The sequence below is a fragment of the Kitasatospora sp. NPDC094015 genome (genome assembly GCF_040304075.1).
Lineage (GTDB): Bacteria > Actinomycetota > Actinomycetes > Streptomycetales > Streptomycetaceae > Kitasatospora.
This window is the reverse complement of record NZ_JBEOUL010000026.1, coordinates 72,933-98,839: the sequence shown is the minus strand read 5'-3', so window position 1 is coordinate 98,839 and position 25,907 is coordinate 72,933. Positions and strand designations below refer to the sequence as shown.

At 75.4% G+C, this 25,907-nt stretch carries 20 protein-coding genes and 1 riboswitch; of the genes, 10 read left to right on the top strand and 10 right to left on the bottom strand.

Annotated features, from left to right (window positions below):
* Positions 1-11 precede the first annotated feature (11 nt).
* Positions 12-2,072 (bottom strand): transglycosylase domain-containing protein, encoded by a 2,061-nt coding sequence (locus ABT014_RS26330; RefSeq protein ID WP_350641667.1) that lies wholly within the window; start codon positions 2,070-2,072, stop codon positions 12-14.
* Positions 2,073-2,378: 306 nt separating this feature from the next.
* On the opposite strand from ABT014_RS26330, the gene ABT014_RS26325 reads away from it, so the two are divergent.
* From ABT014_RS26325 to ABT014_RS26315, 3 genes are all read left to right on the top strand, one after another.
* Complete coding sequence (locus ABT014_RS26325; RefSeq protein WP_350641666.1) at positions 2,379-3,314, top strand: SCO1860 family LAETG-anchored protein; 936 nt, start codon at positions 2,379-2,381, stop codon at positions 3,312-3,314.
* 169 nt (positions 3,315-3,483) lie between these two features.
* Positions 3,484-4,506, top strand: coding sequence for a glutamine synthetase (gene glnII / locus ABT014_RS26320; protein ID WP_350641665.1), 1,023 nt, complete (start codon positions 3,484-3,486; stop codon positions 4,504-4,506).
* Positions 4,507-4,608: 102 nt separating this feature from the next.
* On the top strand, positions 4,609-5,733 hold the full coding sequence (locus ABT014_RS26315) for a M48 family metalloprotease (protein WP_350641664.1): 1,125 nt from the start codon (positions 4,609-4,611) through the stop codon (positions 5,731-5,733).
* Positions 5,734-5,749: 16 nt separating this feature from the next.
* Here the strand turns inward: ABT014_RS26315 and cobC are convergent, their stop codons facing one another.
* Positions 5,750-7,159: an Rv2231c family histidinol phosphate aminotransferase CobC gene (gene cobC / locus ABT014_RS26310; protein WP_350641663.1), complete on the bottom strand. Its 1,410-nt coding sequence runs from the start codon at positions 7,157-7,159 to the stop codon at positions 5,750-5,752.
* A gap of 251 nt (positions 7,160-7,410) precedes the next feature.
* Here cobC and ABT014_RS26305 point away from each other — a divergent pair, with 251 nt between their 5' ends.
* From ABT014_RS26305 to ABT014_RS26295, 3 genes are read left to right on the top strand one after another with little or no spacing between them, the layout of a single operon-like run.
* Positions 7,411-8,301 carry an alkaline phosphatase family protein gene (locus ABT014_RS26305; RefSeq protein WP_350641662.1) on the top strand — a complete coding sequence of 297 codons (891 nt, stop codon included), beginning with the start codon at positions 7,411-7,413 and terminating at the stop codon, positions 8,299-8,301.
* A 5-nt stretch (positions 8,302-8,306) separates the two neighbouring features.
* Entirely contained in the window at positions 8,307-9,677 is a 1,371-nt protein-coding gene (locus ABT014_RS26300) for an MFS transporter (RefSeq protein WP_350641661.1), read from the top strand.
* Positions 9,674-10,696, top strand: coding sequence for a TolB family protein (locus ABT014_RS26295; protein WP_350641660.1), 1,023 nt, complete (start codon positions 9,674-9,676; stop codon positions 10,694-10,696). Before ABT014_RS26300 ends, ABT014_RS26295 begins: the two co-directional genes overlap by 4 nt.
* 22 nt (positions 10,697-10,718) lie before the next feature.
* On the opposite strand, the gene ABT014_RS26290 is transcribed toward ABT014_RS26295, so the two are convergent.
* A complete protein-coding gene (locus ABT014_RS26290) occupies positions 10,719-11,189 on the bottom strand; it encodes an OsmC family protein (RefSeq protein ID WP_350641659.1) in 471 nt (156 codons plus the stop codon).
* 234 nt (positions 11,190-11,423) lie between these two features.
* On the opposite strand from ABT014_RS26290, the gene ABT014_RS26285 reads away from it, so the two are divergent.
* Entirely contained in the window at positions 11,424-12,674 is a 1,251-nt protein-coding gene (locus ABT014_RS26285) for a DUF4190 domain-containing protein (RefSeq protein ID WP_350641658.1), read from the top strand.
* Positions 12,675-12,721: 47 nt separating this feature from the next.
* On the opposite strand, the gene ABT014_RS26280 is transcribed toward ABT014_RS26285, so the two are convergent.
* From ABT014_RS26280 to ABT014_RS26260, 5 genes are all read right to left on the bottom strand, one after another.
* Entirely contained in the window at positions 12,722-14,089 is a 1,368-nt protein-coding gene (locus tag ABT014_RS26280) for a cobyrinic acid a,c-diamide synthase CobB (RefSeq protein ID WP_350641657.1), read from the bottom strand.
* A 4-nt stretch (positions 14,090-14,093) separates the two neighbouring features.
* Positions 14,094-14,699, bottom strand: a complete 606-nt coding sequence (gene cobO / locus ABT014_RS26275; RefSeq protein WP_350641656.1) for a cob(I)yrinic acid a,c-diamide adenosyltransferase — start codon at positions 14,697-14,699, stop codon at positions 14,094-14,096.
* 4 nt (positions 14,700-14,703) lie between these two features.
* Positions 14,704-16,797, bottom strand: coding sequence for a putative cobaltochelatase (locus ABT014_RS26270; protein WP_350641655.1), 2,094 nt, complete (start codon positions 16,795-16,797; stop codon positions 14,704-14,706).
* A 24-nt stretch (positions 16,798-16,821) separates the two neighbouring features.
* Complete coding sequence (locus ABT014_RS26265; RefSeq protein WP_350641654.1) at positions 16,822-18,348, bottom strand: cobyric acid synthase; 1,527 nt, start codon at positions 18,346-18,348, stop codon at positions 16,822-16,824.
* Between the two features lie 264 nt (positions 18,349-18,612).
* On the bottom strand, positions 18,613-19,551 hold the full coding sequence (locus ABT014_RS26260; protein ID WP_350641683.1) for a cobalamin biosynthesis protein: 939 nt from the start codon (positions 19,549-19,551) through the stop codon (positions 18,613-18,615).
* Between the two features lie 78 nt (positions 19,552-19,629).
* Positions 19,630-19,792, bottom strand: a riboswitch (cobalamin riboswitch).
* A gap of 289 nt (positions 19,793-20,081) precedes the next feature.
* Between ABT014_RS26260 and ABT014_RS26255 the strand changes: the two genes are divergently transcribed.
* The 3 genes from ABT014_RS26255 (at position 20,082) to ABT014_RS26245 (ending at position 23,745) form a co-directional block, all read left to right on the top strand.
* On the top strand, positions 20,082-20,771 hold the full coding sequence (locus tag ABT014_RS26255; protein ID WP_350641653.1) for a helix-turn-helix domain-containing protein: 690 nt from the start codon (positions 20,082-20,084) through the stop codon (positions 20,769-20,771).
* Between the two features lie 115 nt (positions 20,772-20,886).
* A complete protein-coding gene (locus ABT014_RS26250) occupies positions 20,887-22,005 on the top strand; it encodes an alpha/beta hydrolase (RefSeq protein ID WP_502895102.1) in 1,119 nt (372 codons plus the stop codon).
* A gap of 234 nt (positions 22,006-22,239) precedes the next feature.
* Positions 22,240-23,745 carry a hypothetical protein gene (locus ABT014_RS26245; protein ID WP_350641651.1) on the top strand — a complete coding sequence of 502 codons (1,506 nt, stop codon included), beginning with the start codon at positions 22,240-22,242 and terminating at the stop codon, positions 23,743-23,745.
* A 102-nt stretch (positions 23,746-23,847) separates the two neighbouring features.
* Here ABT014_RS26245 and ABT014_RS26240 read toward each other — a convergent pair whose 3' ends face one another.
* Together ABT014_RS26240 and ABT014_RS26235 are read right to left on the bottom strand one after the other, a co-directional pair.
* Positions 23,848-24,726: a CDP-alcohol phosphatidyltransferase family protein gene (locus ABT014_RS26240; RefSeq protein WP_502895101.1), complete on the bottom strand. Its 879-nt coding sequence runs from the start codon at positions 24,724-24,726 to the stop codon at positions 23,848-23,850.
* Positions 24,713-25,405: a phosphatidylserine decarboxylase gene (locus ABT014_RS26235; RefSeq protein ID WP_350641650.1), complete on the bottom strand. Its 693-nt coding sequence runs from the start codon at positions 25,403-25,405 to the stop codon at positions 24,713-24,715. The genes ABT014_RS26240 and ABT014_RS26235 overlap by 14 nt, the downstream gene beginning before the upstream one ends.
* Between the last annotated feature and the right edge of the window lie 502 nt (positions 25,406-25,907).

The following is a 25,907-nucleotide window of genomic DNA, read 5'->3' as shown; positions in this document are numbered from 1 at the left end:
CCTCACCGGGGTCAGGGCAGCGGCACCTGGGCCAGCGGCCGCGGGGGGCTGCCCTGGAGCGCCGCGGCGATCGCGTCCCGCCAGATCGGGCCGGCCACCGTGCCGCCCGACGCGGAGCCGATCTGCCGGCCGCCGATCCTCCGGTTGTTCAGCGAGGCCTGGTTGTCGGTGTCGCCGACCACGGTCGCGGCCGCCAGCTCGGCGGTGTAGCCGACGAACCAGACCTGCTTGGAGCCGTTGGTGGTGCCGGTCTTGCCGGCGCTGTCGCGGTCGTCCAGGCCCGCCTTGGTGCCGGTGCCGTCCTGCACCACGCCCTTGAGCATGGTGGTCAGGGCGTCCGCGGTGTCCGCCGACACCGCCTGCCGGCAGTCGGCGGCCGGCGCCTTCAGGGCCTTGCCGTCGGCCGTGCTCACCGAGGTGATCGCGACCGGCCGGCAGTAGGTGCCGTGCGCGGCGAAGGCGGCGTACGCGGCCGCCATGTCCAGCGGGGTGAGGCTGTTGCTGCCGAGGGCCATCGACGGCACCGCGTCCAGCTTCGCGCCGCCGCCCTGCTGGGTGATCCCCAGCTCGGCAGCGGTCTGCTCGACCGTGCACAGGCCGGTCTCGCCCTCCAGTGCGGCGAAGTAGGTGTTCACCGACTCGGCCATCGCCGGCGCCATGGTGAACGGCCCGACCATGTCGCTCTCGTCGTTGTGCACCTCGCCGCCCTGCGGGTACCGGTCGCCCGCGCAGTTCTTCATCGCCGGCCAGGGCGTGCTGTACGGCGAGGGGTAGCTCTGCGCCGGGGTCAGGCCGTTCTCCAGCGCGGCGGCCGCCACGATCGGCTTGAAGGTCGACCCGGTCGGGAAGCCCTGCCCGCCGCCCATCGAGGTGCCGGCGTTCAGGTTGATCAGGGTCTGTCCGGCGGCCGGTCCGTACGGGCGGCTCTGGCCCATCGCCAGGATCCGGCCGGTCCCCGGCTGCACCACGGTCATCGCGCCCGCCGCCTTGTCGCCCGCGTACACGTGCTCGGTGACGGACTTCTGCACCGCCCGCTGCGTCGCGGGGTCGAGCGTGGTGCGGATCTGCAGGCCGCCGCGCGCCCACAGCGCCTGCCGCTCGGCGGAGGTGGCGCCGAAGGCCGGGTCGGTGGTGATCACCCGGTGCACGTAGTCGCAGAAGAAGCCCTCGCCGTCCTGGGCGGTGATGCACCCCTGCCGCGGGCGGCTGACCTTCAGCGTGACCGGGGTCGCGATCGCCTCGTCCGCCTGGGCCCGGGTGATCGAGCCGTACTCGGCCATCTTGCCGAGCACGGTGTCGCGGCGGTCCTTGGCCGCCCGCGGGTTGACCACCGGGTCGTAGCCGGTCGGCGACTGCACCAGCCCGGCCAGCAGCGCGGCCTGGGGCAGCGTGAGGTCCTTGGCGTGCGTGCTGAAGTACCGCTGGGCGGCCGCCTCCACGCCGTACGCCTGCTCGCCGAAGAAGGTGATGTTGAGGTAGTCGGTGAGGATCTGGTCCTTGGTGAGGGTCTGCTCCAGTTTGATCGCGTACTTCATCTCCTTGACCTTGCGGCCGAGGGTCTGCGCCTGCGCGGCCTGGACGGCCTTCGGGTCGTCGCCGGCCTCGTCCACGAAGACGTTCTTCACGTACTGCTGGGTGAGGGTGGAGGCGCCCTCGGAGATCTCGCCGCTCGCCGCGTTCTTGTCGATCGCGCGCAGCACGCCCTTCAGGTCCACCGCGCCGTGCTGGTAGAAGCGGTTGTCCTCGATGTCGACCAGCGCGGCCTTCATCAGCGGCGCGATCTGCTCGCTCGGCACCACCGTGCGGTCCCGTTCGTAGACGGTGGCGATCACGCCGCCGTCCGCGTCGTACACGGTGGACGCCTGGGACAGCGGCGGAGCGGTGAAGTCGCCGGGCAGGCTGTCGAAATCGGAGACGGCTCCCTTGGCCGCGAGGCCGACGCTGCCGAGCGCGGGCAGCGCGAGTCCGGCGGTGAGCACGCCGGCGACGGCGCTGGCGCCGACCAGCCGGCCGGCCAGTCCGGCGGCCCGGCCGGCCCGGCGTATCGGGGAGCGAGAACGTGACGAGGGCATGGACCGAGCGTAGGCAGACGAGATGAGAGCCGGGCCCGACCGGTGCCCCGGGAACGTCACAGGACTGCGACAGCTTGCGGAGTTCCGGGTTCCGAGGCTCCGACCCGGCGCGGCGGGGGCGACCGCGGGTCAACCTCACTCGTACGAGTGAAAGGGCTTTCTGTGTGACTCGTGTGACTGATCGTTCGAAGAGACTGTCGGGCAGTCGAGAGCACCAGCCCTGCCCCCGGTCCGCCGCGGTCTGATCCCGCGCGGGGTGAGTCCGGAGCGTGCTCTGCCACATCCGCCACCCGTGGGGGTACCGCCATGTCCTCAACCCAGACCGTCCCGCGCACCGCGCTGCGCACCGCCGCCGCCGCGGCGCTGGCCGCCTCGGCGCTCGCCGTCACCCTGCCGCCGGGCACCGCGCACGCGGCCGGCCCGGCCGGCAGCCCCGGCCGGGCGAGCGCGGTGACCGCCGAACTCGCCCTCGACGTCCGGCTGCTCTCCCAGGTCTCGGTGCCGGTCGACGTCGCGCTCAACAAGGTGCAGAGCCCGGCCCGGATGGACGGCGCGATGCTCACCGCCAAGGTCGACGGCGTCGACCAGGGCCGCCCGGTCACCCTGCTCGCGGCCGAGGTCGGCCGGTCCACCACCAGCGCCGACGAGCACGGCGCCGCCGCCTCCGTGAAGCTGGTCGACGCCGATCTGCACGCCCCCGGCCTGCCCGGCACCGCCCTGCTCGGACTGGAGGCGCTGAGCGCCGAGGTGACCTGCCCGGTCGACGGGCCGCCCACCGCGAACGTGGTCGCGCCGGCCAAGGTGACCGTGCTCGGCAGGTCCGTCACCGCCGGGCTGAACGGGCCGAGCCACGTGGTGGTGCCCGGCGTCGGCACCGTGGACGTCCAGTTCTCCCGGCGCACCACCACCTCCTCGACGGCCGCCGCCTCCGCCCTGGAGGCCACCGTCGACCTCAACCCGCTGAACCTGAACGTCGCCCGCGTCAGCGGCCGGATCACCATCGCCTCGGTCAGCTGCGAGAAGCCCGTCCCGGCGCCCGCGACCTCCACCGCGCCCGCCACCTCCGCCCCGCCCACCACCACGGCGGCCCGCGCCGTGCCGACCCCCCAGGCGGCACTCGCCTCCACCGGGGGCGGCGGCGCCACCCTGCCGGTACTGGCCGGCGCCGGGACGCTGCTGGTCACCGGCTCCGCCGCGCTCTGGCTGACCCGCCGCCGGCGCGGCCACGCCCGCCGCCACTGACCGCCGCGGCCCGCGGTGCGCCCACATTCCGGGACCGGCACTCCCGGTACGTGAGCGTGCCGCTGCGGACCGTTGGTTCACATGGGCGTTACATAGGAGGAACAACCGGGAAACGGCGGCTTGCGACGCTACGCGGGCACCCACCACCCAAGCAGTGAGGTTCACCGCAATGGCAATCAAGGCCGAGTACATCTGGATCGACGGCACGCAGCCGACCGCCAAGCTCCGTTCCAAGACTCGTATCCTCGCCAACGCGGACAAGCTGCCCACCTGGGGCTTCGACGGCTCCTCGACCAACCAGGCCGAGGGCCACGCCTCGGACCGGGTGCTCGAGCCGGTCGCCTCCTTCCCGGACCCGATCCGCGGCGGTGACCACCTGCTGGTGCTGTGCGAGGTCAACGAGACCGACGGCACCCCGCACGTGTCCAACACCCGCGCCCTGCTGCGCCCGATCGCCGAGCAGTTCGCCGCGCAGGAGTCGATCTTCGGCATCGAGCAGGAGTACACCTTCTTCAAGGGCTCCCGCCCGCTCGGCTTCCCCGAGGGCGGCTTCCCGGCCCCGCAGGGCGGCTACTACTGCGGCATCGGCGCCGAGGAGGTCTTCGGCCGCGAGATCGTCGAGCTGCACCTCGACCGCTGCATCGAGGCCGGCCTGGCCATCTGCGGCATCAACGCCGAGGTCATGCCCGGCCAGTGGGAGTTCCAGATCGGCCCGGTCGACGCGCTGACCGCCTCCGACCACCTGTGGGTCGCCCGCTACCTGCTCTACCGCACCGCCGAGGAGTTCGGCATCGACGCCACCCTGGACGCCAAGCCCGTGCGCGGCGACTGGAACGGCGCCGGCGCCCACACCAACTTCTCCACCAAGGCCATGCGTGAGGGCTACGACGCCATCATCACCGCCTGCGAGTCGCTCGGCGCCTCCCAGGAGAAGGTCCTGGAGCACGTCAAGCAGTACGGCTTCGGCATCGAGTCCCGCCTGACCGGCCTGCACGAGACCGCCCCGTGGAACGTCTACTCCTACGGCGTGTCCGACCGCGGCGCCTCGGTCCGCATCCCGTGGCAGGTCGAGGTGGAGCAGAAGGGCTACATCGAGGACCGCCGCCCGAACGCCAACGTCGACCCGTACGTGGTGACCCGCCTGCTGGTCAACACCTGCTGCTCCGCCCTGGAGAAGGCCGGCCAGGTCTGATCCCCGGCGCCCGACGCCGCCGCGCCCGCCGCCCCTCCCCGCCCGTGGGGAAGGGCCGGCGGGCGCGGCCGTGTCCCGGGCCCCGCGCCCTAGGCTGGGCGCATGGACGACTTCACGCCGCACCAGCTGGCCCGCGGCCGGGAGCTGAGGCGCGCCCAACTGCCCTGGCTGCTCGGCGGCCGGGCGGCGGGGCTGCTGCTCACCCTGGTGCTCGGCCTGACCCCGGCCGGCGCCGCCGTGGTGACCTGGGCCGGCGGCCTGTTCGGCGGTTCGCGGACGGCGCAGGTGCTCGCCGGCGCAGCCGTCCTGGTGCTGCTCGGCCGGGTGGTCGCGCTGCCGCCCGGCGCCCGGGTGCGGGTGGTGCGCGCCCGGTACGGGCTGGTCACCCAGGGCTGGGGCGGCTGGGCCGTGGACCTGCTGCGCGGCCTCGGCCTGACCCTGGCGCTCCTGCTGCCGACGGCGTACGGGCTGTACGCGCTGACCGCGTGGTCGCCCGCGCGCTGGTGGCTGCCGGCCGCCGGGGCGGCGGCGCTGCTCACGGTGGCGCTGTCCTTCCTCCACCCGCTGCTGTTCGAGCCGCTGTTCAACCGCTTCACCCCGATGGAGCCCGGCCCGCTGCGGGACTCGCTGCTCGGCCTGGCCCGGCAGGACGGCATCCCCGTGCGCGAGGTGCTGGTTGCGGACGCCTCGCGCCGCACCACTGCGCTCAACGCGTACGTCTCCGGGCTCGGCGCCACCCGCCGGATCGTCGCCTACGACACCCTGCTGACCACCGCCGAACCCCGTGAGGTGGAGCTGGTGGTGGCGCACGAGCTCGGCCACGTCAAGCACCGCGACCTGCTCACCGGGACGCTTCTGGGTGCGGTCGGGGCGGGAGTCGCGGTGGTCCTGATCGGCCTGCTCGCCGGGTTGCCGGCCCTGCTGTCGGCCGCCGGGGCGAGCGGCCCGGCCGACCCGCGCTCGCTGCCGCTGCTGGCGGCCTGCGCGGCCGTGGTGGGCGCCCTGGGCGGCCCGCCGCAGTGCGCGGTGAGCCGCCGCATCGAGACCCGGGCCGACCGGCACGCGCTCGAACTCACCGCGGACCCGGAGCACTTCATCGCGATGCAGCGCCGTCTCGCGGTCACCAACGTCGCCGAGGTCGACCCGCCCCGGCTGCTGGAGCTGCTGTTCGCCACCCACCCCAGCACCGCGCGCCGGATCGCCGCCGCCCGCGCCTGGCAGGGCTGAGCGCGGGCCGCCGCGCTCAGCCCGCGGGGTCGGCCACGGCGCGCACCAGCTCCGCCAGGAAGCGGTCGGTGGTCGGCCGGTCCCGGACGGCGATCCGCAGCCAGTCGGGCCCCAGACCGGGGAAGGTGTCGCCGCGCCGGACGGCGAACCCGGCGGACCGCAGCCGCTCGCGGACCCCGGCCGCACCGGCCAGCTCGATCAGCACGAACGAGGCGGCCGGCTCGCCGTGCACCCGCACCCCGGGCACCGCCGCCAGGCCGGCCAGCAGGTGCGCCCGGTCGGCCGCGGTGCCGACCGCGGCGGCCTCGGCCTCGGCCAGCGCCTGCGGCCCGCTGCACAGTTCGGCCGCCACCAGGGCCGGCGTGGAGACCGGCCAGAGCGGCTGCGCGGCGGCCAGCCGGGCGATCAGCGCGGCCGGGCCGAGGACGTAGCCGATCCGCAGGCCGGCCAGCCCCCAGGTCTTGGTCAGGCTGCGCAGCACCACCACCTGGCCGGGCAGGTCGCGCAGCGCGGCCAGTGACTCGGGCTCGCCGGGGTCGGTGTCCATGAAGGCCTCGTCGACCACCAGGGTCCGGCCCGGCCGGGCCAGCGCGGTCAGCACGGCGGCGGGGTGCAGCACCGAGGTCGGGTTGGTCGGGTTGCCGACCACCACCAGGTCGGCCTGCTCGGGTACGGCCTGCGGCCGCAGCCGGAAGCCGTCCCCGGCCGTCAGCAGCACCCGGTGCACGGTGTGCCCGGCGTCCCGCAGCGCCGCCTCGGGCTCGGTGAACTGCGGGTGGACCACGACCACGTGCCGGGCCGCCAGGACCCGGGCGAGCAGCACGAAGGCCTCGGCGGCCCCGGCGGTGAGCAGCACCTCCGCGGGCGGGCGGCGGTGCCGGGCGGCCACCGCGGCGCGGGCGGCGGACTGCTCGGGGTAGGCGGCGAGGCCCGTGAGCGCGTCGGCGAGCCGCTCGCGCAGCCACCGGGGCGGGGTGCCGGTGCGGACGTTGACGGCCAGGTCCACCAGTCCGGGCCCGCCCACCTCGGCGTCCCCGTGGTGCCGCAGGTCGGGTTCGACGGCGATCGCCACGGTGGCCCGGGCCGAGCTGCGGCGCGGGACCAGCAGGCCACCGCCCGAGCCGAGCAGCGCCGCCGCCTCGGCGACGCTCGGGGTGCCGACCACGGCCAGCGCCCGGGCGGAGGGGTTCGGCACCGCGACCGCGGCCAGCACCTCGGCGGGGTGCCCGGTCAGCGGGACGCCGAGCGCGGCGGCGGCCGCGTGCAGGCCGGGCTCGTCCAGCCGGGCGTCCAGGGTGGCCAGCCGGCCGATCTCGGCGCGGCTGCGGCCGGCCTCGGCCAGCGCGGCGTCGACCAGGGCCAGCACCTCCTCGGCGCTCACCAGGCGGCCGGCGCCGACCCCGACGCTCAACAGGGGTCCGTGCACCGGGCCCACCTCTCTCGACCCGACGTGAGCGACCTGCTCACCGGCCCCGGAATCCCACCACGGGCGCCTCGGACCGGTCAATCGCCGGCCACCCGCCGGACGGATGGCCGGATCCGTACGGGTCGGCCGGGTGCGGGGGCAATCGTTCGCCTGCTCTTCATGTCCGGGGTGCGGCCCGCTCCACCGGCCTGCTCCTAGGGTGGCGGCGCTCCGCCACCGAACGCTCGCCCGCTTCTGTCCGGAGGACAGTCATGACCGCCGTCCAGGCACCCCGGCGCAACCGCCGCTCCCTCACCGCACTGGCCGGGGCCGTCGCCCTCGCCGCCACCTCGGCCGGTCTGTGGGCCGCGACCGGCTCCACCGCGCAGGCCGCCGCGCTCCCGACGCCCGACCACGTGGTCGTCGTCATGATGGAGAACCACGCCTACAGCCAGGTGATCGGGAGCTCCAGCGCGCCGTACCTCAACAACACCCTCAAGGCCGGAGGGGCGAGCCTCACCCAGTCCTTCGGCCTGACCCACCCCAGCGAGCCCAACTACTACATGATCTTCTCGGGCTCCAACCAGGGCCGCACCGACGACGGTTGCGTGGGTGTCGGCTCGATCGGCGCGGCCAACCTGGCGTCCGAGCTGATCGCGGCCGGCAAGACCTGGGGCAGCTACAACGAGGGCCTGCCGAGCCAGGGTTCGACCACCTGCAGCAGCGGCAAGTACGCGCAGAAGCACAACCCGTGGTTCGGCTTCTCCAACGTGCCGACCAGCACCGCGAAGACCATGACCCAGTTCCCCACCGACTACACCACGCTGCCGAAGGTCTCCTTCGTCGTCCCGGACCTGTGCAACGACATGCACGACTGCTCGGTGTCCACCGGCGACACCTGGCTGAAGAACAAGCTGGGCGGGTACGCGACCTGGGCCAAGACCCACAACAGCATCCTGGTCGTCACCTTCGACGAGGACAACAAGCTGTCCGGCAACCGCATCCCGACCGTGCTGTACGGCCAGCACGTCACCCCGGGCTCCTCCACCAGCACCACGTACAACCACTACAACGTGCTGCGCACGCTGGAGGACCTGGCCGGCCTGTCCGCGCACGCGGGCAACGCCGCCTCTGCCTCCGACATCACCGGCATCTGGAACTGACACCCGTGTACCTCGCGGACTCCCGCAGCACCAAGCCGGCCGTCGCCCCGGGCACCAGCCCGGGGCGGCGGGCGGCCGCCGTGCCCGGCACGGTGGTCGCGCTCGGCGCGGTCAGCCTGATCACCGACATCTCCTCCGAGATGGTCACCGCCGTCCTGCCGCTGTACGTGGTGGCCACGCTGGGCCTGTCCCCGCTCGGCTTCGGCCTGCTGGACGGCATCAACAACGGCGTCGGCGCGCTGGTCCGGCTGACCGGCGGCCACCTGGCCGACCGGGGCGGGCGGCGGCACAAGATGGTGGCCGCCGTCGGCTACGGGCTCTCCGCCCTGTGCAAGCCGCTGCTGCTGCTCGCCCACGGCCTGCCCGCGATCAGCGGCGCGCTGGCCCTCGACCGCACCGGCAAGGGGCTGCGCACGGCCCCCCGGGACGCGATGATCTCGCTGGCCACCCGGCCCGAGCACCGCGGCCGGGCGTTCGGCGTGCACCGGGCGATGGACACCACCGGCGCGCTGCTCGGTCCGCTGGCCGCCTTCGCGGTGCTGCGGTTCGCGGGCGGCCCGCTGCTCGGTGAGGGCGGCGAGGTCGGCGGCTACCACGCGGTGTTCGCGGTCAGCGGGTGCGTGGCCGCGCTCGGCGTCCTGGTGCTGGTGCTCTTCGTGCCGCCGCGGATCACCCCGGCCGGCGCCCCGGCGGGCGCCGCCGACCGCACGCCGCGACCCACGCTGCGCGACTCGCTCGCCCTGCTGCGCCGCCCCCAGCTGCGCCGGCTCACCCTGTGCGCCGCGCTGCTCGGCCTGACCACCGTCAGCGACTCCTTCCTGTACCTGCTGCTCCAGCGCGAACTGCGGCTGCCCGCCCACCTGTTCCCGCTGCTGCCGCTCGGCACCGCCGCCGCCTTCCTGCTGCTCGCCGTGCCGCTGGGCGCGCTGGCGGACCGGGTCGGCCGCCGCCGGCTCTTCCTCGCGGGGCACGGCCTGCTGCTGCTCGGGTACGCCCTGCTGCTCTCGCCGCTGCCCGCGGCGCTGGTGCTGCCCGCCGTGCTGCTGCTGCACGGCACGTTCTACGCCGCCACCGACGGGGTGCTCGCCGCGGCCACCGCCGAGGCCGTCCCGGCCGAGCACCAGGGCGCCGGACAGGCGCTGGTGGGCACCGGGCAGGCGCTGGCGCGGTTCGCCTGCTCGCTCGCGTTCGGTGCCGCCTGGGGCCTGTGGGGCGGCCGCGGCGCGCTCGCCGCCGCGGCCGGGTGCCTGGCCGCCGCCGCGGTGGTGGCCGCCCTCGTACTGCGGACCGCCGACGAGGCGGACGCAGGCCCGCCCGCGGACGGCCCGCCCGCGGACGGCCCGCCCGCGCACGACCCGAACGAGGTGCCCGTATGACCGGCAACCGCTCCCGCCTGGTGATCCTGCTGATCGCCGTGGTGCTGCTCGGTGCGGCCGGCACCGGCGCGGTGCGGTACGCCGCCGACCGGTCCGGCAAGCGCGACCAGGAGCAGGCCGGCGGCCCGGCCGTCCGGACCGGCAGCGTCTCGCTGCGGCCGGACGGCCACCGGCTGGTGGTCCGCAACCTGGCCTGGGGCCCGCACCGCGACGAACTCGCCACCGTCCCGGCCGACCGACCGGACGGCCCGCGCACCGTCTCCGGGGTCAAGTGCCTGCGCTTCCACGCCGCCGCCGGCACCGGGATCTGCCTCCAGGCCGAGCCGGGCGTGCTGGAGGACACCTACCGCGCGGTGGTGCTCGACGACCGGCTGCACGAGGTGCGGCACTTCCCGGCCGCCGGCATCCCCACCAGGGCCCGGGTGTCACCCTCGGGCCACCTGGTGGCCTGGACGGTCTTCGTGTCCGGCGACTCGTACGCGGGCACCGACTTCTCCACCCGCACGGCGATCGTGGACACCCGCGACTGGACGGTGGACGACAACCTGGAGACCTTCGCCGTCACCAGGGACGGCAAGCCGTACCACGCCTCGGACGTCAACATCTGGGGCGTCACCTTCGCCGACGACGACCGCTTCTACGCCACCCTGGCGACCGGCGGCCAGACCTACCTGGTGCAGGGCGACGTCACCGCCCGCACCCTCACCACCCTGCACCAGAACGTCGAATGCCCCTCGCTGTCGCCGGACGGCACCCGGATCGCGTACAAGAAGCGGGTGGCCGGCGCCTCGCCCGACGCGCCCTGGCGGCTGTACGTGCTGGACCTCGCCACCATGACCGAGACCGCCACCGCCGAGCAGCGCAACATCGACGACCAGGCACTCTGGGCGGACGGCGCCACCCTGGTGTACGCGCTGCCCGGCGACTACGGCTCCGACCTGTGGACCGTCCCCGCCGACGGCTCGGGCGCCCCGCGGACCCTGATGACCTCCGCGGTCGCCCCGGCCTACCTGGGGTGAGCCCCCGGCGGGCGACGCCCGGTCAGGCCCCGACCGAGACCTCGGGCTCGTGCCGGACCGGGAAGTTGACCGAGTTCGCGATGAAGCAGGCGCGGTGCGCCCGCTCGTGCAGCGCGATCGCCTGCTCGACCATCTCCGCCCGCGCCACCTCGATCCGCGGCCGCAGCACCGCCCCGGTGAAGTGGCCGCCGCTCGCGGTCTCCGCCATGGTGCCCTCGGCGCGGTCCTGGTAGGAGGTCACCACCACGCCCTCCACCGCGCAGAAGTGCAGGTACCAGAGCATGTGGCACTGGGACACCGAGGCCAGCAGCAGCTGCTCCGGGTTCCACCGCGCCGGATCGCCCCGGAAGGCCGGGTCGGAGCTGCCCGCGATCGCCGGCCGGCCCTCGGCGGAGACCTCGTGCGCGCGCCCGTAGGAGCGGTAACCACTCGTCCCGGTACCGGAGTTGCCGGTCCAGGTGACCGTGGTGGTGTAGCTGTGCAGCGTGCTCATGGAACTGCTCCGTCCCCGCGGCGGGGCGGGCGGCGGGATGCCGCACCGCTCGGGGCATTCAAGCACCCCACAATTGGAGTGGTTCCGTGAACGACCGGTCGGCTATATTCGCGCAGCCGCCGGACGTACCCGCCCGACGGCAGTCCTGCGCCCGAGGGGGATCCAGCCATTCCGTCCGACCAGCCCCAGCCGAACGTCCCCGAATCCGCAGCGGCCCCGGCCGCCGAGGACACCGTGCTGAAGGCGTTCGCACCACCCGCGCAGACCATCGGCGCGACCCCGCCCCCACCCTCGCAACAGCCCTACCCGGCGCAGCCGTACCCGTATGCGCAGCCCTACCCCTACCCGTACCCGGGGCAGCCCGGCTGGGGCGCGCAGCCGCCCGGCGGCTGGAGCGGGTACGCGATCACCTCGCTGGTGCTCGGCGTGTTCGGCATCGCCTGCTGCCTGTGGGTCGGTGCCATCGCCTTCGGGATCTCGGCGCTGCGCACCATCCCGCAACGCAACGAGCGCGGCCGGTGGATGGCCGTCACGGGCCTGGTGCTGGGCTGTCTGTGGGGCGTCGGAGTGATCACCGGGGCCACCGTCGCCGCCCTGCACCGGGCCGAGGAGGACAGGGCGAGCACCAGCGGCCTGCCCGCACCGGCCTGGAGCCGCAGCGCCGCACCCGGCACCCCCGGCACGGTGAGCGTGGACAACGTCCACGCGGGCGACTGCTTCACCCGGCCGAAGAACCTCGACCGGGCCACCGAGCTGGCCGTGGTCCCCTGTTCGGCCGCCCACTACGGCGAGGTGTTCGCCACCACCAGGATCGTGGCCGGCGGTGACTACCCCGGGGAGCAGAAGGTCGCCGACGAGGCGGAGAAGCTCTGCACCGCGAGCCGGGAGCAGTACACGATGGACATCCTCGCCGTCCCGGACGACGTCGACGTGTACTACTACTACCCGCAGAAGTCCGGCTGGACCCTGGCCGACGACCGCGGGGTGGTCTGCCTCTACACCTCCTCCCACGGCGACCGGACCGGCTCGCTGCGCCGCGACGCCGGCAACCTGACGGCCGAGCAGATCGCCTACCTGAAGGCCGTCCGGCCGTTCAACACGGCCGAGGACAGCGTCCCGGACCTGGACGAGCCGGCCGACGACCCGGCCGCCTTCCGGGCCTGGGCCGGGCGGCTCGCCGAGGCCGCCGACGCCGAGGCGTCCGCGCTGGCGGCCGGCACCTGGGGCTCCGGGGCCGCGAAGCCGGTGGCCGACCTCACCGCCGCCGTCCGCGCCGAGGGCGTCCACCTGCGGGCCGCCGCCGGCAGCTCCGACCCGGACGTCATCGAACGCGAGCTGGTCGCCGCCCGGCTCGGCGCGGTGTCGGCCAAGGCGATGGCCGCCCGCTCGGCGCTCGGTCTGGCCACCCGCTCGGACTCCGACGGCCCCGAGGCTCCCGGCACCGCCCCGGGCGCCGCGGCCGCCCCGGTCGGCTACCGCGGGTAGCGCCGGATCCGGCCCGCCGCCGGCTCCCGACCGTCAGTTCCAGGCCGTCAACTCCCGGCCGGGCCTGCGGCGGCGGCCCGGACCAGGCGTTCGGCCGCCTGCGGCACCCCGGCCCAGTGCAGGTGCAAGTAGGAGGCGTGCACCGGGCCCTGGACGAAGCCCTCGGTGCGCGGACCGGCCGGGGTGCGCCAGGCCCAGGCGCTCTGCTCGCCGCTGCCCGGCTCGCAGACCGTCCGGTGGAACTCGTGGCCGCGGACCCGGGTGCCGGTCACGGCCAGCGGGCTGTCACCGAGGGCGACCGCCTCGCGGTAGCCGAGGGTGAGGCGCTCGGTCATCCGGGCGGTGGTGTCGAGCAGCCCGCACATCGGCCGGCCGTCCAACTCCCGCCCCAGGTAGAGCAGGCCGGCGCACTCCGTGGCGATCGGAGCGCCCTTGGCGGCGAGCGCGGCGACGGCCGCGCGCAGCCGGGTGTTCCCGCTCAACTCGCCGACGTACAGCTCCGGGAAGCCGCCGCCGATCACCAACGCGGCGGTGCCCTCGGGCAGTTCGGTGTCGTGCAGCGGGTCGAAGCCCACCACCTCGGCGCCGGCGGCGGCGAGCAGTTCGGAGTTCTCCGCGTACGAGAAGGAGAAGGCCGCCCCGCCCGCGACGGCGATCCGCGGGCGGCCCGGCACCGCCGTCACCTCGGCCGCCGGGTCCCACGGCTCGGCCGCCAGCGGCGGCGCGCTGCCGGCCAGCGCCAGCAGCCCGTCCAGGTCGACCGAGCGGGCCACCAGCTCGCCCATCTCCCGGACGGCGGCCAACGCCTGCTCGGACCGCTCCGCCGCCGGGATCAGCCCCAGGTGCCGGGAGGGCGTGGCGACCGCGGCCGCCCGCCGCACCGCGCCGAGCACCGGCACCCCGGAGCCCTCCTCCAGCGCCTCGCGCAGCAGGTCCTCGTGCCGGTCGGAGGCGACCCGGTTGAGGATCACCCCGGCCAGCCGCACCTGCGGGTCCCAGGAGGCGAAGCCGTGCACCAGGGCGGCCACCGAGCGGGACTGCGCGGAGGCGTCCACCACCAGCACCACCGGGGCGGCCAGCAGCTTGGCCACGTGCGCTGTCGAGGCCAGCTCGCCCTGCCCGGCGGCGCCGTCGTACAGCCCCATCACCCCTTCGACCACGGCGACGTCCGCCCCGGCCGCCCCGTGCAGGAACAGCGGGGCGATCCGCTCGGCGCCGCACATGTAGGCGTCCAGGTTGCGGCCCGGCCGGCCGGCGGCCAGCGCGTGGTAGCCGGGATCGATGTAGTCCGGGCCGACCTTGTGCGGGGAGACGGCCAGGCCGCGCGCGCTCAGCGCGGCCATCAGGCCGGTGGCGACGGTGGTCTTGCCCGCGCCCGAGGAGGGCGCGGCGACGACGAGACGGGGGATGTTCAACGGGCTACCACTCGATACCGCGCTGGCCCTTGCGGCCGGCGTCCATGGGGTGCTTGACCTTGGTCATCTCGGTGACCAGGTCGGCGAGTTCGGTCAGCGGCGGCTTGGCGTACCGGCCGGTGACGACCACGTGCTGGCTGCCGGGGCGCTCGCGCAGCACCGCCACCACCTCCTCGACATCCACCCAGCCCCAGTGCATCGGGTAGGTGAACTCGTCCAGCACGTAGAACCGGTAGGTCTCGGCCGCCAGGTCGCGCTTGACCTGCTCCCAGCCCTCCTTGGCCGCCTCCTCGCTGGACTGCTCCATCTCGGACGAGCGCTGGACCCACGACCAGCCCTCGCCCATCTTGTGCCAGTCCACCGTGCCGCCCTGGCCGGAGGCGCCGAGCACGCGCAGCGCGTTCTCCTCGCCGACCTTCCACTTGGCGGACTTGACGAACTGGAACACCCCGATCGGCCAGCCCTGGTTCCAGGCCCGCAGCGCCATCCCGAAGGCGGCGGTGGACTTGCCCTTGCCGGGGCCGGTGTGCACGGCGGTGATCGGCAGGGTGCGGCGCTGGCGGGTGGTCAGGCCGTCTTCGGGGACGGTCTCGGGTACGCCCTTGGGCATGGGGTCACGCGGCCTTTCGGTCGTGGTCGGCGGTGCGGTGCGCGTGCACCAGGGCGGCCACGCCCTCGGCACGCAGCTCGTCCAGGGAGACGGCGGGGGCGCCCAGCCGGGCGGCCACGGTGCGGGCGAGGCCGAGCCGGACGGGGCCGGACTCGCAGTCCAGCACCACCGCGGCCAGGCCCTGGGCGGCCAGCAGGTCCGCCGCCCGGCCCGCCCGGGCGAGCGCGTCCTTGCCGCCGGTGGCCCGGCCGTCGGTCACCAGCACCAGCAGCGGGCGGCGGTTCGGGTCGCGCATCCGCTCGACCCGGAGCACCTCGTGGGCGCGCAGCAGACCGGCGGCCAGCGGGGTGCGGCCGCCGGTCGGCAGCTGCTCCAGCCGGGCCGCGCCCACCTCCACCGAGGAGGTCGGCGGCAGCACCAGCTCGGCGTCCGCGCCGCGGAAAGTGATCATGCCGATCTTGTCCCGCCGCTGGTAGGCGTCCATCAGCAGGGAGAGCACGGCGCCCTTGACGGCCGTCATCCGCTGCCGGGCGGCCATCGACCCGGAGGCGTCCACCACGAACAGCACCAGGTTGGCCTCCCGGCCCCGGCGCACCTGCTCCCGGAAGTCGTCCCGCTGGAGCACCAGCGCCCGGCCGGCCCGCCCGCGCGCCACCTGGTGCGGCGCGGCCGCCTGCAGGGTGGCGGCCAGGTGCAGCCGGCTGAGCCGGCCCTGCGGGCGGCGGGCCCGGACGGTGTGCCCGCTGTCGGTCTCGGCGGGGGAGCGGCGGCCCTGGGCGCCCTTGCCGGTGCCGGGCACCCTGAACAGCCGGGTCCGGTACGGCTCGCCGGCGGCCACCGGGGTGGCCTCCCGCCCGCCACCGGGCGCGGGCTGCGGCACCGGGGCGGCCGGCTCCTGCGGTCCGTCGGGCTGCGGTCCGTCGGGGCGGGGAGCGTCGGCCGCGCTGCCGTCCTGCGGGGGGCCGGCCGGCTCGGGCGCGCCGCCGCCGTCCGGTCCACCGCCGTCCGGGCCCTCCCCGTCGCCGTCCCCGTCCGGGCCGCCGTCCGGGCCGCGGCCCTCCGGGTCCTGCGGGGGCTCGGGCTGCTCGGCGTGCTCCTCCAGGGTCCGCTCCAGCTGCTCCTCGTCCAGCCCCGGGGCGTCGAACGGGTTGCGGCGCCGGCGGTGCGGCAGCGCCAGCCGGGCGGCCTGCCGGACGTCCTCCTCCAGCACCTCGGTCCGGCCGGCCCAGGCGGCCAGCGCGACGGCGGTGCGCGCCATCACGATGTCCGCCCGCAGGCCGTCCACCTCGAAGGCGGCGCAGACGGCGGTGATCTGCCGCAGCGCCCCGTCGCCCAGCTCGACCGAGGGCAGCAACTCCCGGGCGGCGGTGATCCGTTCGGCGAGCTCCCGCTCCGGCTCGGCGAACCGGGCGGCGAACGCGGCCGGGTCGGCGTCGTACGCCAGCCGGCGCCGGACCACCTCGGCCCGCTCGGCCGCGTCCCGGGTCGCCGCGATCTCCACGGTCAGCCCGAACCGGTCGAGCAGCTGCGGGCGCAGCTCCCCCTCCTCCGGGTTCATCGTGCCGACCAGCAGGAAGCGCGCCGCGTGCCGGACGGAGACGCCCTCGCGCTCCACGTACGAGCGGCCCATCGCGGCGGCGTCCAGCAGCAGGTCGACCAGGTGGTCCTGGAGCAGGTTCACCTCGTCGATGTAGAGCACGCCGCGGTGCGCCTTGGCCAGCAGCCCGGGTTCGTACGCCTTGACGCCCTCGGCGAGCGCCCGCTCCAGGTCCAGAGAGCCGACGATCCGGTCCTCGGAGACGCCGACCGGCAGCTCCACCAGGTGGGCCGGGCGCCGCTCGGTGCCGGCGGCGGCGTGCGGGGCGTCCGGGCACTGCTGGTCCGGCGCGGCCGGGTCGCAGGCGAACCGGCAGGCCTCCACGGTCGCGATCGAGGGCAGCAGCCCGGCCAGCGCGCGCACCATGGTCGACTTGGCGGTGCCCTTCTCACCGCGCACCAGCACCCCGCCGACCGCCGGTGAGACCGCGTTGAGCAGCAGCCCGAGCCGCAGGTCGGCCATGCCGACGATCGCGGTGAACGGGTATCGGACGTCACTCATCAGTCGTGCCACTCTCCAGACTTGTCACGGTGCCCCCGGCGGGACGAACGGCAGGCTGCCCGCGGCGGGCACCCCGCCCTCGATCAGCTTCCACAGCGCGTCGGTGTCGGCGTGCTCCTCGATCAGGTCGCCCAGGCGGTCCAGGCGCTCCTCGCGGGCGGCGGCGAACGAGGTGTCCGGCGCGGGCACGAACGCCCGGCCGGCCAGCGCCGCCACCTCGCGCAGCAGGGCCCGGCGGAAGGCGTCGTTCTCCAGCACGCCGTGCCAGGTGGTGCCCCACACCGCGCCCAGGCGGCAGCCCTCGAGCGGGCGCCCGGTGCCGTCCGCGATGAACACCTCGCCGCCCTCCACCTCCACCACGCCGTGGTGGATCTCGTACCCCTCGACCCGCTCCCCGTACGCCTCGCCGACCGGCCGGGCCAGCACCTTCTCGGCGCCGAACACCACCCGGACCGGCAGCAGGCCGAGCGCGCCGACCGTGCCGGCCCCCGACTCCACCTCGTCGGTGATCTCGCGGCCCAGCATCTGGTACCCGCCGCACACCCCGAGCACCGGCAGGCCGGCGGCCGCGCGGGCCTTCAGCGGGACCTCCAGGCCGCGTTCGCGCAGCCACGCCAGGTCGGCCACGGTGGCGCGGGTGCCGGGCAGCACCACCAGGTCCGCGTCGGCCAGCTCCTCCGGCCGGGTGGCCCAGCGGACCAGGACGCCCGGCTCCTGGGCGAGCGCGTCCAGGTCGGTGAAGTTGGACAGCCGCGGGAAGCGCACCACGGCCACCCGCAGCACGTCCGCGCCGTACGGGCCGGCGGACGCCTGCTGCTCGACGACGGTGGTCAGGTCCAGCGAGTCCTCGGCGTCCAGCCACAGGCCGGGCAGCATCGGCAGGGTGCCGAGCACCGGACGGCCGGTCAGCCGGTGCAGCATGTCCAGACCGGGCGCGAGCAGCCGGGCGTCGCCGCGGAACTTGTTCACGAACCAGCCGGCCACGTGCCGCTGGTCCTCGGCCGAGAGCAGCGCGAGCGTGCCGTACATCGCGGCGAACACGCCGCCGCGGTCGATGTCGCCGACCACCACGGTCGGCAGCCCGGCGGCCGTGGCCAGGCCCATGTTGGCGATGTCCCGGTCCCGCAGGTTGATCTCGGCGGGCGAACCGGCTCCCTCGCAGACCACCACGTCGTACCGGCCGCGCAGATCCGCCAGGCACTCCAGCGCCCGCTCCAGCAGGACGGGCTTGCGCTCCCGGTAGTCCAGCGCCCCGACCTCGGCCACCGGCCGGCCGAGCAGCACCACCTGACTGCGGCCGTTGGCACCCGGCTTCAGCAGCACCGGATTCATCGCCGCCTCCGGCTCGACCCGGGCGGCCGCGGCCTGCATCGCCTGCGCCCGGCCGATCTCGGCGCCGTCCGCGGTGACGAAGGAGTTGAGCGACATGTTCTGCGCCTTGAACGGCGCCACCCGCACCCCCTGCCGCACCAGCCACCGGCAGATCCCCGCCGTCACCACCGACTTCCCCGCATCCGAGGTCGTCCCGGCCACCAACAACGCCCTACCCACACCCGCCTCCGATCCACCGACCCCCGACACATCCAGCGAAACCCACCCTGCGCACCGGGATACCTCCGGGGGCGCGAGGAACTGCGCGCTGCGGTAGGCGCGGCGCCGTCACTCCCGATGCCGCGCAGTTCCCCGCGCCCCTAGGGGTGGTTGCCCGCACGTGGGTGCCTTCAGGGGCGCGAGGAACTGCGCGCTGCGGAAGGCGCGATACCGTCACTTGCGACGTCGCGCAGTTCCCCGCGCCCCTGCGGGTCGGGGTCGTCCTCATGAGCGGTGTCGCTTCAGGAGGGCCGCCGCCGAGGTCGTCGCCAAGGCGAGGAGGCCGACGCGGCGGGAGAGGGTGCAGGCGCGGTCGATGTCGTCCACGGTGACCGGCCGGAGTTCGGCCCCCAGGACCGGCCGGTGCTCGGTCCGCGTCCCGTACTGGAGGGTGCCCCCGAGCCGTACCCCGAGCGCCCCGGCGAACGCCGATTCGGCCTGGCCCGCGTTGGGGCTGGGGTGGGAGGAGCCGTCCCGGCGCCAGATCCGCCAGGTGCGGCCGGGTTCCGGTGAGGCGGCGACGGTGAGCAGGGCGGTGAGCCGGGCCCCGGGCCAGCCGGCCACGTCGTCGAGCCGGGCGGAGGCCCAGCCGAACCGCGCGTACCGGGCCGAGCGGTGACCGACCATCGCGTCCAGCGTGTTGACGGCCCGGAAGGCGAGCAGCCCGGGCGCCCCGGCCACCGCGCCCCAGACCAGCGCGTTGACCACCGCGTCCGCGGTGTTCTCGGCGACCGACTCGACCACGGCCCGGGCCAGTTGCTGTTCGTCCAGGCCGCTCGGATCGCGCCCGCACAGGTGCGGCAGCCGTTCCCGCGCGGCGGTCAGGTCGCCGGCCCGCAGCGCCCCGGCGACGGTCTCCGCCTCCCGGGTGAGCGAGGTGCCGCCGAGCACGGTGAAGGTGGCGGCGGCGGTGAGCGCGGTGCGGCCCAGCGGGGAGCGCCGCAGGGCCCGGTCGGCCAGCGCGGTGCCGGCCGCGACGGCGCCCACGCAGACGGCGGTGTACAGCGCGCCGGCGCCCCGGTGGTCGCGCCACAGGGCCCGCTCCAGGCGGCCGGCGGCCGTGCCGAACAGGGCGACCGGGTGGCCGCGCCGCGGGTCGCCGTAGCGGGCGTCCGCGAGGTGGCCGAGGGCGGCGCCGAGCAGGTGGGGGGCGGCCGCGCTCAGCCGGCGCACGGCGCAGCGAGCGGAGCTCGGTTCGGGGCAGCCTGCATGGCTCGCGTGTCCTCACTCAGGGTCCGCGCCCTGGATCGACGAACGGCGGCGAGAGTCTCCTGGCTTCCGGGTCGGACGCACCCCCGCGTCCCGGCCGAGGGCGGCCGGGCCGAGCGTGCTCCCCGGTGACAGTGGCGGGACCGCGCCGGATTCGCACCGGCTTCCTCTCCTTGCCTCCGTATGGCCCAAGGATCTGACCACGGGCCCGGACCGGGAGTCAACCGGTCCGCCGGAGGCCTTGATCACACGTCATCACCCCAGCTCACCGGGGTCGCCGAAGGGTGCTGCGGAGGCCCGGGGACGCTCCGGCGCGCTACCCGCGTAGCTTGCGCCCGGCGGCGGCCGCCGTCACTACCTCCGAGTAGTGCGGCCGTTCGGAGGGCCGGGGCTGTGTGATCGGCCAGTCCACTGTCCGACCGTCCAACCGGGCTTCGTGTGTTCGGCGGGTACAGCGCGGGCCGCGCCGCCCCTAGCTTCGTGGCATGCGACGAAGACAGCCCGAACCGACGCCGGTGCCGTTCTCCCCGGCGGCCGCCCGTGCCCACCGCGCCGGGCTCGGCCTGACCCCGGACCAGGTGGTCGAGGGGATGGCCGCGCACGGGGTGCGGCTGCTGCCCGCCCATGTGATCGGGTGGGAGACCGGCGGGATCCGGCCGTCCGAGGAGGAGTTCATCGCGCTGGCGCGCGCCCTGTGGTGCCCGCCGGCCCAGCTGATGGGCGCCCCGCCCGACGGACTGCGTGACTTCCGGGTCGCCCGGGAGCTGAGCCAGGAACAGGCGGCCCGCCGGATCGGCGTCACCGAGCAGGCGTACCGGAAGGCGGAGGACACCGGCCGGTGGACCGGGGACGCGGAGCAGACCCGCGCGCTGGCCCACGTGCTCGGCCTGGGCCTGCGCACGCTGGTCCGGATCACCCATCACCAGGACGACCTGGAGCAGCGGCTGCGCCAGGTGGTGCAGGGCCGCTGGCAGGCCCAGCTGAAGCCGGTGGCCCGGCTGGTGCCGGTCGACCGGGAGGTGCTCGCCGAGGTCCTGGCCGAACTGCAGGGGGAGTACCAGGTGCCGATGCACTGGGGCGCCGCCACCCCGGCCGCCGCGGAGCCGTCGCGCCGCCCGCCCGCCGCGCGGTTCTGGGAGCTGCTCGCCGGACGTTCCACCGAGATCCCGGTCTGAGGCCGCGCGGGGCGTCCGGCCCCTCGAACGGCCGCTTCCGGTGGCTGCGCCGGGGCGCGGGCGGTGGACTGGGACCGTACCGCGTCCGATCCGCGACCAGCATCCGGGGAGCAGTATGCGTTGGGGTACCGCCGCCATCGTGGCAGCAGCCGCCGTCGGGGCCGGGGCGGCGGCCGGTCTGCTGCTCGGCCGCAAGGTCTCCGAGCGGGTCCTGCGCCCCGGCGTCGAGCCCGGCGGCGCCCGCCCCGCGCTGCGGGTGCACGCCCTCGCCCCCGGCCTGGTGACGCTCAGCCGGACCCCGGACTCGGTCCGCCCCGGCCGCTACGGCCTGGAGTGGGGCGAGGGCGGCCACGCGGTGGTCGGCGAGGTGGTCGCCACCGGCGTGCAGACCGTGACCCGCCGGCTGGAGCGGGCCGAGCTGGGCACCCTGGTCACCGGCACGGAGGTCCGGCTGACCCCCCGGGTGTACGTCGGGGACCCGTTCCGCGCGTTCGGGATGGCGTTCACCGACGACGCGGTGACCGGTGAGCTCGGTCCGCTCCCGGCCTGGTTCGTCCCCGCCGTCCGCGGGACCTGGATGATCCTGGTGCACGGCCCCGCGGCCGACCGCACCCAGGCGCTCCCGGTCATGCCGCTGCTGCACTCGCTCCAGCTGCCCACCCTCACCGTCACCTACCGCGGCGACCGCGGCGCACCGGGCTCCCCGGACGGCCTCGGGCACTTCGGGGAGACCGAGTGGCGGGACGTGGAGGCGGCGATCCGCACCGCGCTGGCCTCCGGCGCGGGCCGGGTGGTGCTGTACGGCTGGTCGCTGGGCGCCACCATCGCGCTCCAGGCGGCCGCCCGCTCGGACTGGCGGGAGTCGGTGAGCGGGCTGGTGCTGGACTCCCCGGTGCTGGACTGGCCGGCCACCGTGCGCCGGGTGGCCGCCCGGACGGGGGCCCCGGCCCCGGTGGCCGAGCTGGGCGCGCTGGCCGCGCAGGGCCGTTCGGGGGTGGACCTGGCGGACTTCGCCCGGCTTGCCGACGGCAGCGACCTGCACGTGCCGGTGCTGCTGCTGCACAGCCCGGACGACGCCGTCGCCCCGTACGCGGCCGCCGAGAAACTGGCCCGGCGGCGGGAGAACCTGGTGAGCCTGTGCAGCGTCCCTGATGCTGGGCACGCCGCCCTGTGGAACGCCGACCCGGACCGTTACCTGGAGCACCTGCGACGCTTTCTCACCCCACTGCTCTGAGAGTCACCGCTCCTGGGCCCGCCGCACTGCGCCCATCGCGCTGGGCCCACCGCTCCGAGCCACGGCGGCGCCGGTGGGCCGGAATTGTTTGTCGTGTACGGGGCGGATGTCAAGGGTTCCGGGCCCGGTTTGCGGGCCCTTGCCCGAATCCGGGACGGGTTCCGGGCCCCCGGCGCCAAAGACGCGCCGCACCCGATGTGACAGAACGCCCGTACAAGGGGAAGACTGCACGGCGTGACGTCTCGGAACCCGCGCGACCGTGATGCCCCGCTCCAGCCGACGATCCGTACCGGTGCGACGGTCACCCGTCTGCCAGGCACGGGCAGCCGTGCCGACAGCGCAATCCAGGGCAGCCCCGCCGCAGCCCGCCGCCGTACCCCCCAGCCCAAGCCCGGGCGTGGCAGGGTACCCGTACCCGACGGCTTCCCCGCCCCCGCGGAGCTGGCCCCGCTCGCCCGGCGGATGCTCGCCGACGCGGTCCGGATCGCCCGCTGGGCGGGCGAACTCGGCGAGGTCGACAAGCGCGGGGAGCTGCTGCCCGAGGACGCCCGGGCGGCCGGGCTGGCCCTCGCCATGACCGTCGGCGCCGCCGCCAAGGCCTGGGGCCAGGCCCTGCAGATCGGCCTGGTCGAGCTCCGCGACAGCGGCGCCGGCCCCGGCTGGCGCCTGCACGCCTGGGAGCACGACGACGAGGCCGTGGTCCGCGGCTGGTCGGCGCTGTTCGACGCCTGGACCCTGCTGGCACCGGTGCCGCCCGCCGCGATGCGCGGCGTCTTCGCGGTGCTCGCCGGTCAGGCCGTCGACCAGGCGCCCCAGCTGCTCTCCTTCCTGCACCTGGTGGACGGCCCGGTCCCCGACAGCGAACTGCTGGAGCTGCTGCGGCGCGGCCTGGACGAGCGCCGGGTCGGCGTCGCCGTCGGCGCCGGCCCGCTCTCGCCGGTCCCGCACGCGGCCTCCGCCGTCTCCGCGGTCCGCGGCACCTGCCGCGAGCCGCAGATCGACACCCTGCCCGCCTCCGGCGACGTCGCCGCCGTCCTGGACTGGATGCTCGACGGCCTGGCCGCCGTCGGCGCGCTGACCAGGAGCGACGAGGCGGCCGAGCTGTCGCCGCTCGGGCACTGGGCGGTGCGGGCCAAGCTGGAGGAGATCTGCACGGTGGCCCAGACCGCCGCCGGGCACATCGAGCAGAGCGCGCCCGAGCTGCTCAGCGCCTGCGCCGACTACTCGCCCGGCCCGGCCCGCGCCGAGTACCGGGCCTGGGTCGCCGCCCGCCCCGCCGACCGGGCCGTCGCCGAGCTGCTGGACGCCGCCCGCGGCGAGGACGCGCTGGTGCGCGGCCTCGCCTTCGAGGCGCTCCGGGTGGCCGGTCGCACCGCCGAGGCGGCGGTGCGCGGCGCGGTCGAGGAGGCGGTGCTGCGCCCGTACGCGCTGCTCTGGCTGGCCGAGCAGCTGGACGAGGGCGGGGTCTCCCCGGCCGACGTGCTCGGTGCGGAGGACGCCGCCTGGCTCTGGGTGGACACCGCGGCCGCGGTGCTCGACCACGGCGAGACCGGCCTGCTGGTCGGCCACGTGGAGGGCGCCTCGGCGGGGGAGCCGGTCCGGCTGTTCAACCGGGCCCGGCAGTCCGGCCACCCGAGGGCGGCCTCGGTGCTCACGGCGGTCGCCGGGGTGCACCCGGACCCGGCGGTGGCCCGGGCGGCCCGCCGCTCGGCCTTCAGCGTCCACCACGGCGGCGCGTAGCGGCCGCCGCGCCGTGGCGCAGCGAGCACGGCGACGACGAGAACACGGCGAAGGGGCCCGGATCCATCAGGATCCGGGCCCCTTCGTGGTACGCGGTGCGGGTCAGCAGCCCCGCGACTCGGCGCGGCGGGCGCGCACGTCGCCGACCTTCTGGCCCACCTTGCGGCGGATGACCAGCAGCGGCGCCATCGCGGCCAGCGCGATCTGGGCGACCGCACCGATGTGCATCAGGGTGTCGCCGCCCGGCAGCCCGGCCGCCCAGGAGGCGAGGCAGCCGATGCTGACCACGATCCAGGCCAGCGTGGCGGTCGCCAGCAGGCCCTGCGGCTTCGGGTACTCGATCCGGCTCACCATCAGGTACGCCACACCGAAGATCATCAGCAGGCCCGGCACGAACGGCGGGTCCAGCAGGACGATCGCGATCACCGTCATGGCGCCCATCGGGCAGGGCATGCCCTGGAAGATCCCCGGCCGCATCTTCACGGTCGAGAACCTCGCCAGCCGCAGCACCACCGACAGCAGCACGGTGAGTGCGATGAAGGCGGAGAGCTGCTGGTTGCTGTCGGGCGAGACGATGCCCCAGACCGCGACGAAGTACGCCGGCGCGATGCCGAAGCTGATCAGGTCGGCCAGGTTGTCCAGCTCCGCTCCCAGCGCCGAGGAGCGCAGCTTGCGGGCCACCAGGCCGTCGAACAGGTCGCACATGGCGCCGATCAGCAGCAGCGTCACGGCGGTGGCCGCGCTGTGCTTGTCCGGCGTGTTGGACTCGCCGGTGAGGTGCGGCATCAGGACCCCGGTGGTGATCGAGTAGATCGCCAGGAAGCCGCAGACGGCGTTCCCCAGGGTCAGGAAGTCGGCGGTGGACAGGTGCTGCGGCGAACGGGGAGCCCGGAGCTCGCGGTCGCGCGCCCAGCGGCGGCGACGCAGGTCGGTCTCCTCGTCGTCCAGGCCGACGAGAGTCTCAGGATCAGTCACGGTCAAGGCGTGTCACCCCGGCGGTGGTCTTCTGGCCGACCTCGACACCGACCTCGATGCCGGCCGGCAGGTAGGTGTCGACGCGGGAGCCGAAGCGGATCAGGCCGATCCGGTCGCCCTGCTCGACCTTGGTGCCGGCGTCCACGTACGGCACGATGCGACGGGCCACGGCCCCCGCGATCTGCACCATCTCGATGTCGCCGAGCTCGGTGTCGAAGTGCCACACGACACGCTCGTTGGTGTCGCTGTCCTTGTTGAACGCCGGGACGAAGCCGCCGGCGACGTGCTCCACGGACGTCACGGTGCCGGGCAGCGGCGCGCGGTTGACGTGGACGTTGAGCGGGCTCATGAAGATCGCGACCCGGGTCCGGCCGTCCGGCCAGGCGTCGATGGACTGCACGACACCGTCGGCCGGCGAGATCACTCTGCCGGTGCCGATCTCACGCTCGGGGTCGCGGAAGAACCACAGCATGCCCGCACCGAGCGCGCAGGCCGGTACGGCCGCGAGCGCCCACTTGCCGTTGCGCCGGGTGAGAGCGCTGGTGAGGGCGGCGGTGGCCAGCGTGGGGACGAACCAGGGGGTGGCTCCGCGCGCGATGGTCACGCGGGGTCGCCGGCCGGCTGTCGGAGCGGCGAAGGCATCGCGATCCGGGACGGAGGTGTGAGGGGACGGGCTGATGGGCATCGAAGACCTTTGTCGCGGGCCCCGAGGGACAGAGCATGGCCGCTGGACGGGGGCCACCGCGGGGATCGGGTGATATGGGGACGGTGTCCCGGTGGATGCTATCGGGACCAGACGGTAGGTGGGCAAGCCGCCTGCTCGTGGAACTCTCCAGTGCGGTACCCGGATGCGCCTGCTATGTGTACGACCGTAGCCCGGGGTGGTCCGGTTCCCAAAGGGTCTCGACGGATCCCGTGACCCATGTCTCACGGTGGAGCACTGCCGCGCTCCGCGCGGATCGCGGCTGGAGCGCCGCTGGAGCGGCTCGGGGGGTGCCGGTGGACCGATGGGCCCAAGAGCCCCGTAACGCGGCCTGAAGGGCGTACAGAAGCGGTCGTAGGGCGTGTACAGCGTGGAACGCGCCCTACGACCGCTTCCGGGCGCCGCACCACCCGCCGGAGCTGACCAGGCCCCGGGGGATGCGGCGGGGCCGGGCGCGGACCCGCACGGCCGCGCCCGACCGGAC

What these genes read in the sequence shown, in the direction of transcription:
- ABT014_RS26330 (WP_350641667.1), bottom strand. Translation starts at nt 2,072, where the DNA reads ATGCCCTCGTCACGTTCTCGCTCCCCGATACGCCGGGCCGGCCGGGCC.
- ABT014_RS26325 (WP_350641666.1), top strand. Translation starts at nt 2,379, where the DNA reads ATGTCCTCAACCCAGACCGTCCCGCGCACCGCGCTGCGCACCGCCGCC.
- glnII (WP_350641665.1), top strand. Translation starts at nt 3,484, where the DNA reads ATGGCAATCAAGGCCGAGTACATCTGGATCGACGGCACGCAGCCGACC.
- ABT014_RS26315 (WP_350641664.1), top strand. Translation starts at nt 4,609, where the DNA reads ATGGACGACTTCACGCCGCACCAGCTGGCCCGCGGCCGGGAGCTGAGG.
- ABT014_RS26305 (WP_350641662.1), top strand. Translation starts at nt 7,411, where the DNA reads ATGACCGCCGTCCAGGCACCCCGGCGCAACCGCCGCTCCCTCACCGCA.
- ABT014_RS26295 (WP_350641660.1), top strand. Translation starts at nt 9,674, where the DNA reads ATGACCGGCAACCGCTCCCGCCTGGTGATCCTGCTGATCGCCGTGGTG.
- ABT014_RS26290 (WP_350641659.1), bottom strand. Translation starts at nt 11,189, where the DNA reads ATGAGCACGCTGCACAGCTACACCACCACGGTCACCTGGACCGGCAAC.
- cobO (WP_350641656.1), bottom strand. Translation starts at nt 14,699, where the DNA reads ATGCCCAAGGGCGTACCCGAGACCGTCCCCGAAGACGGCCTGACCACC.
- ABT014_RS26270 (WP_350641655.1), bottom strand. Translation starts at nt 16,797, where the DNA reads ATGAGTGACGTCCGATACCCGTTCACCGCGATCGTCGGCATGGCCGAC.
- ABT014_RS26255 (WP_350641653.1), top strand. Translation starts at nt 20,082, where the DNA reads ATGCGACGAAGACAGCCCGAACCGACGCCGGTGCCGTTCTCCCCGGCG.
- ABT014_RS26250 (WP_502895102.1), top strand. Translation starts at nt 20,887, where the DNA reads ATGCGTTGGGGTACCGCCGCCATCGTGGCAGCAGCCGCCGTCGGGGCC.
- ABT014_RS26235 (WP_350641650.1), bottom strand. Translation starts at nt 25,405, where the DNA reads ATGCCCATCAGCCCGTCCCCTCACACCTCCGTCCCGGATCGCGATGCC.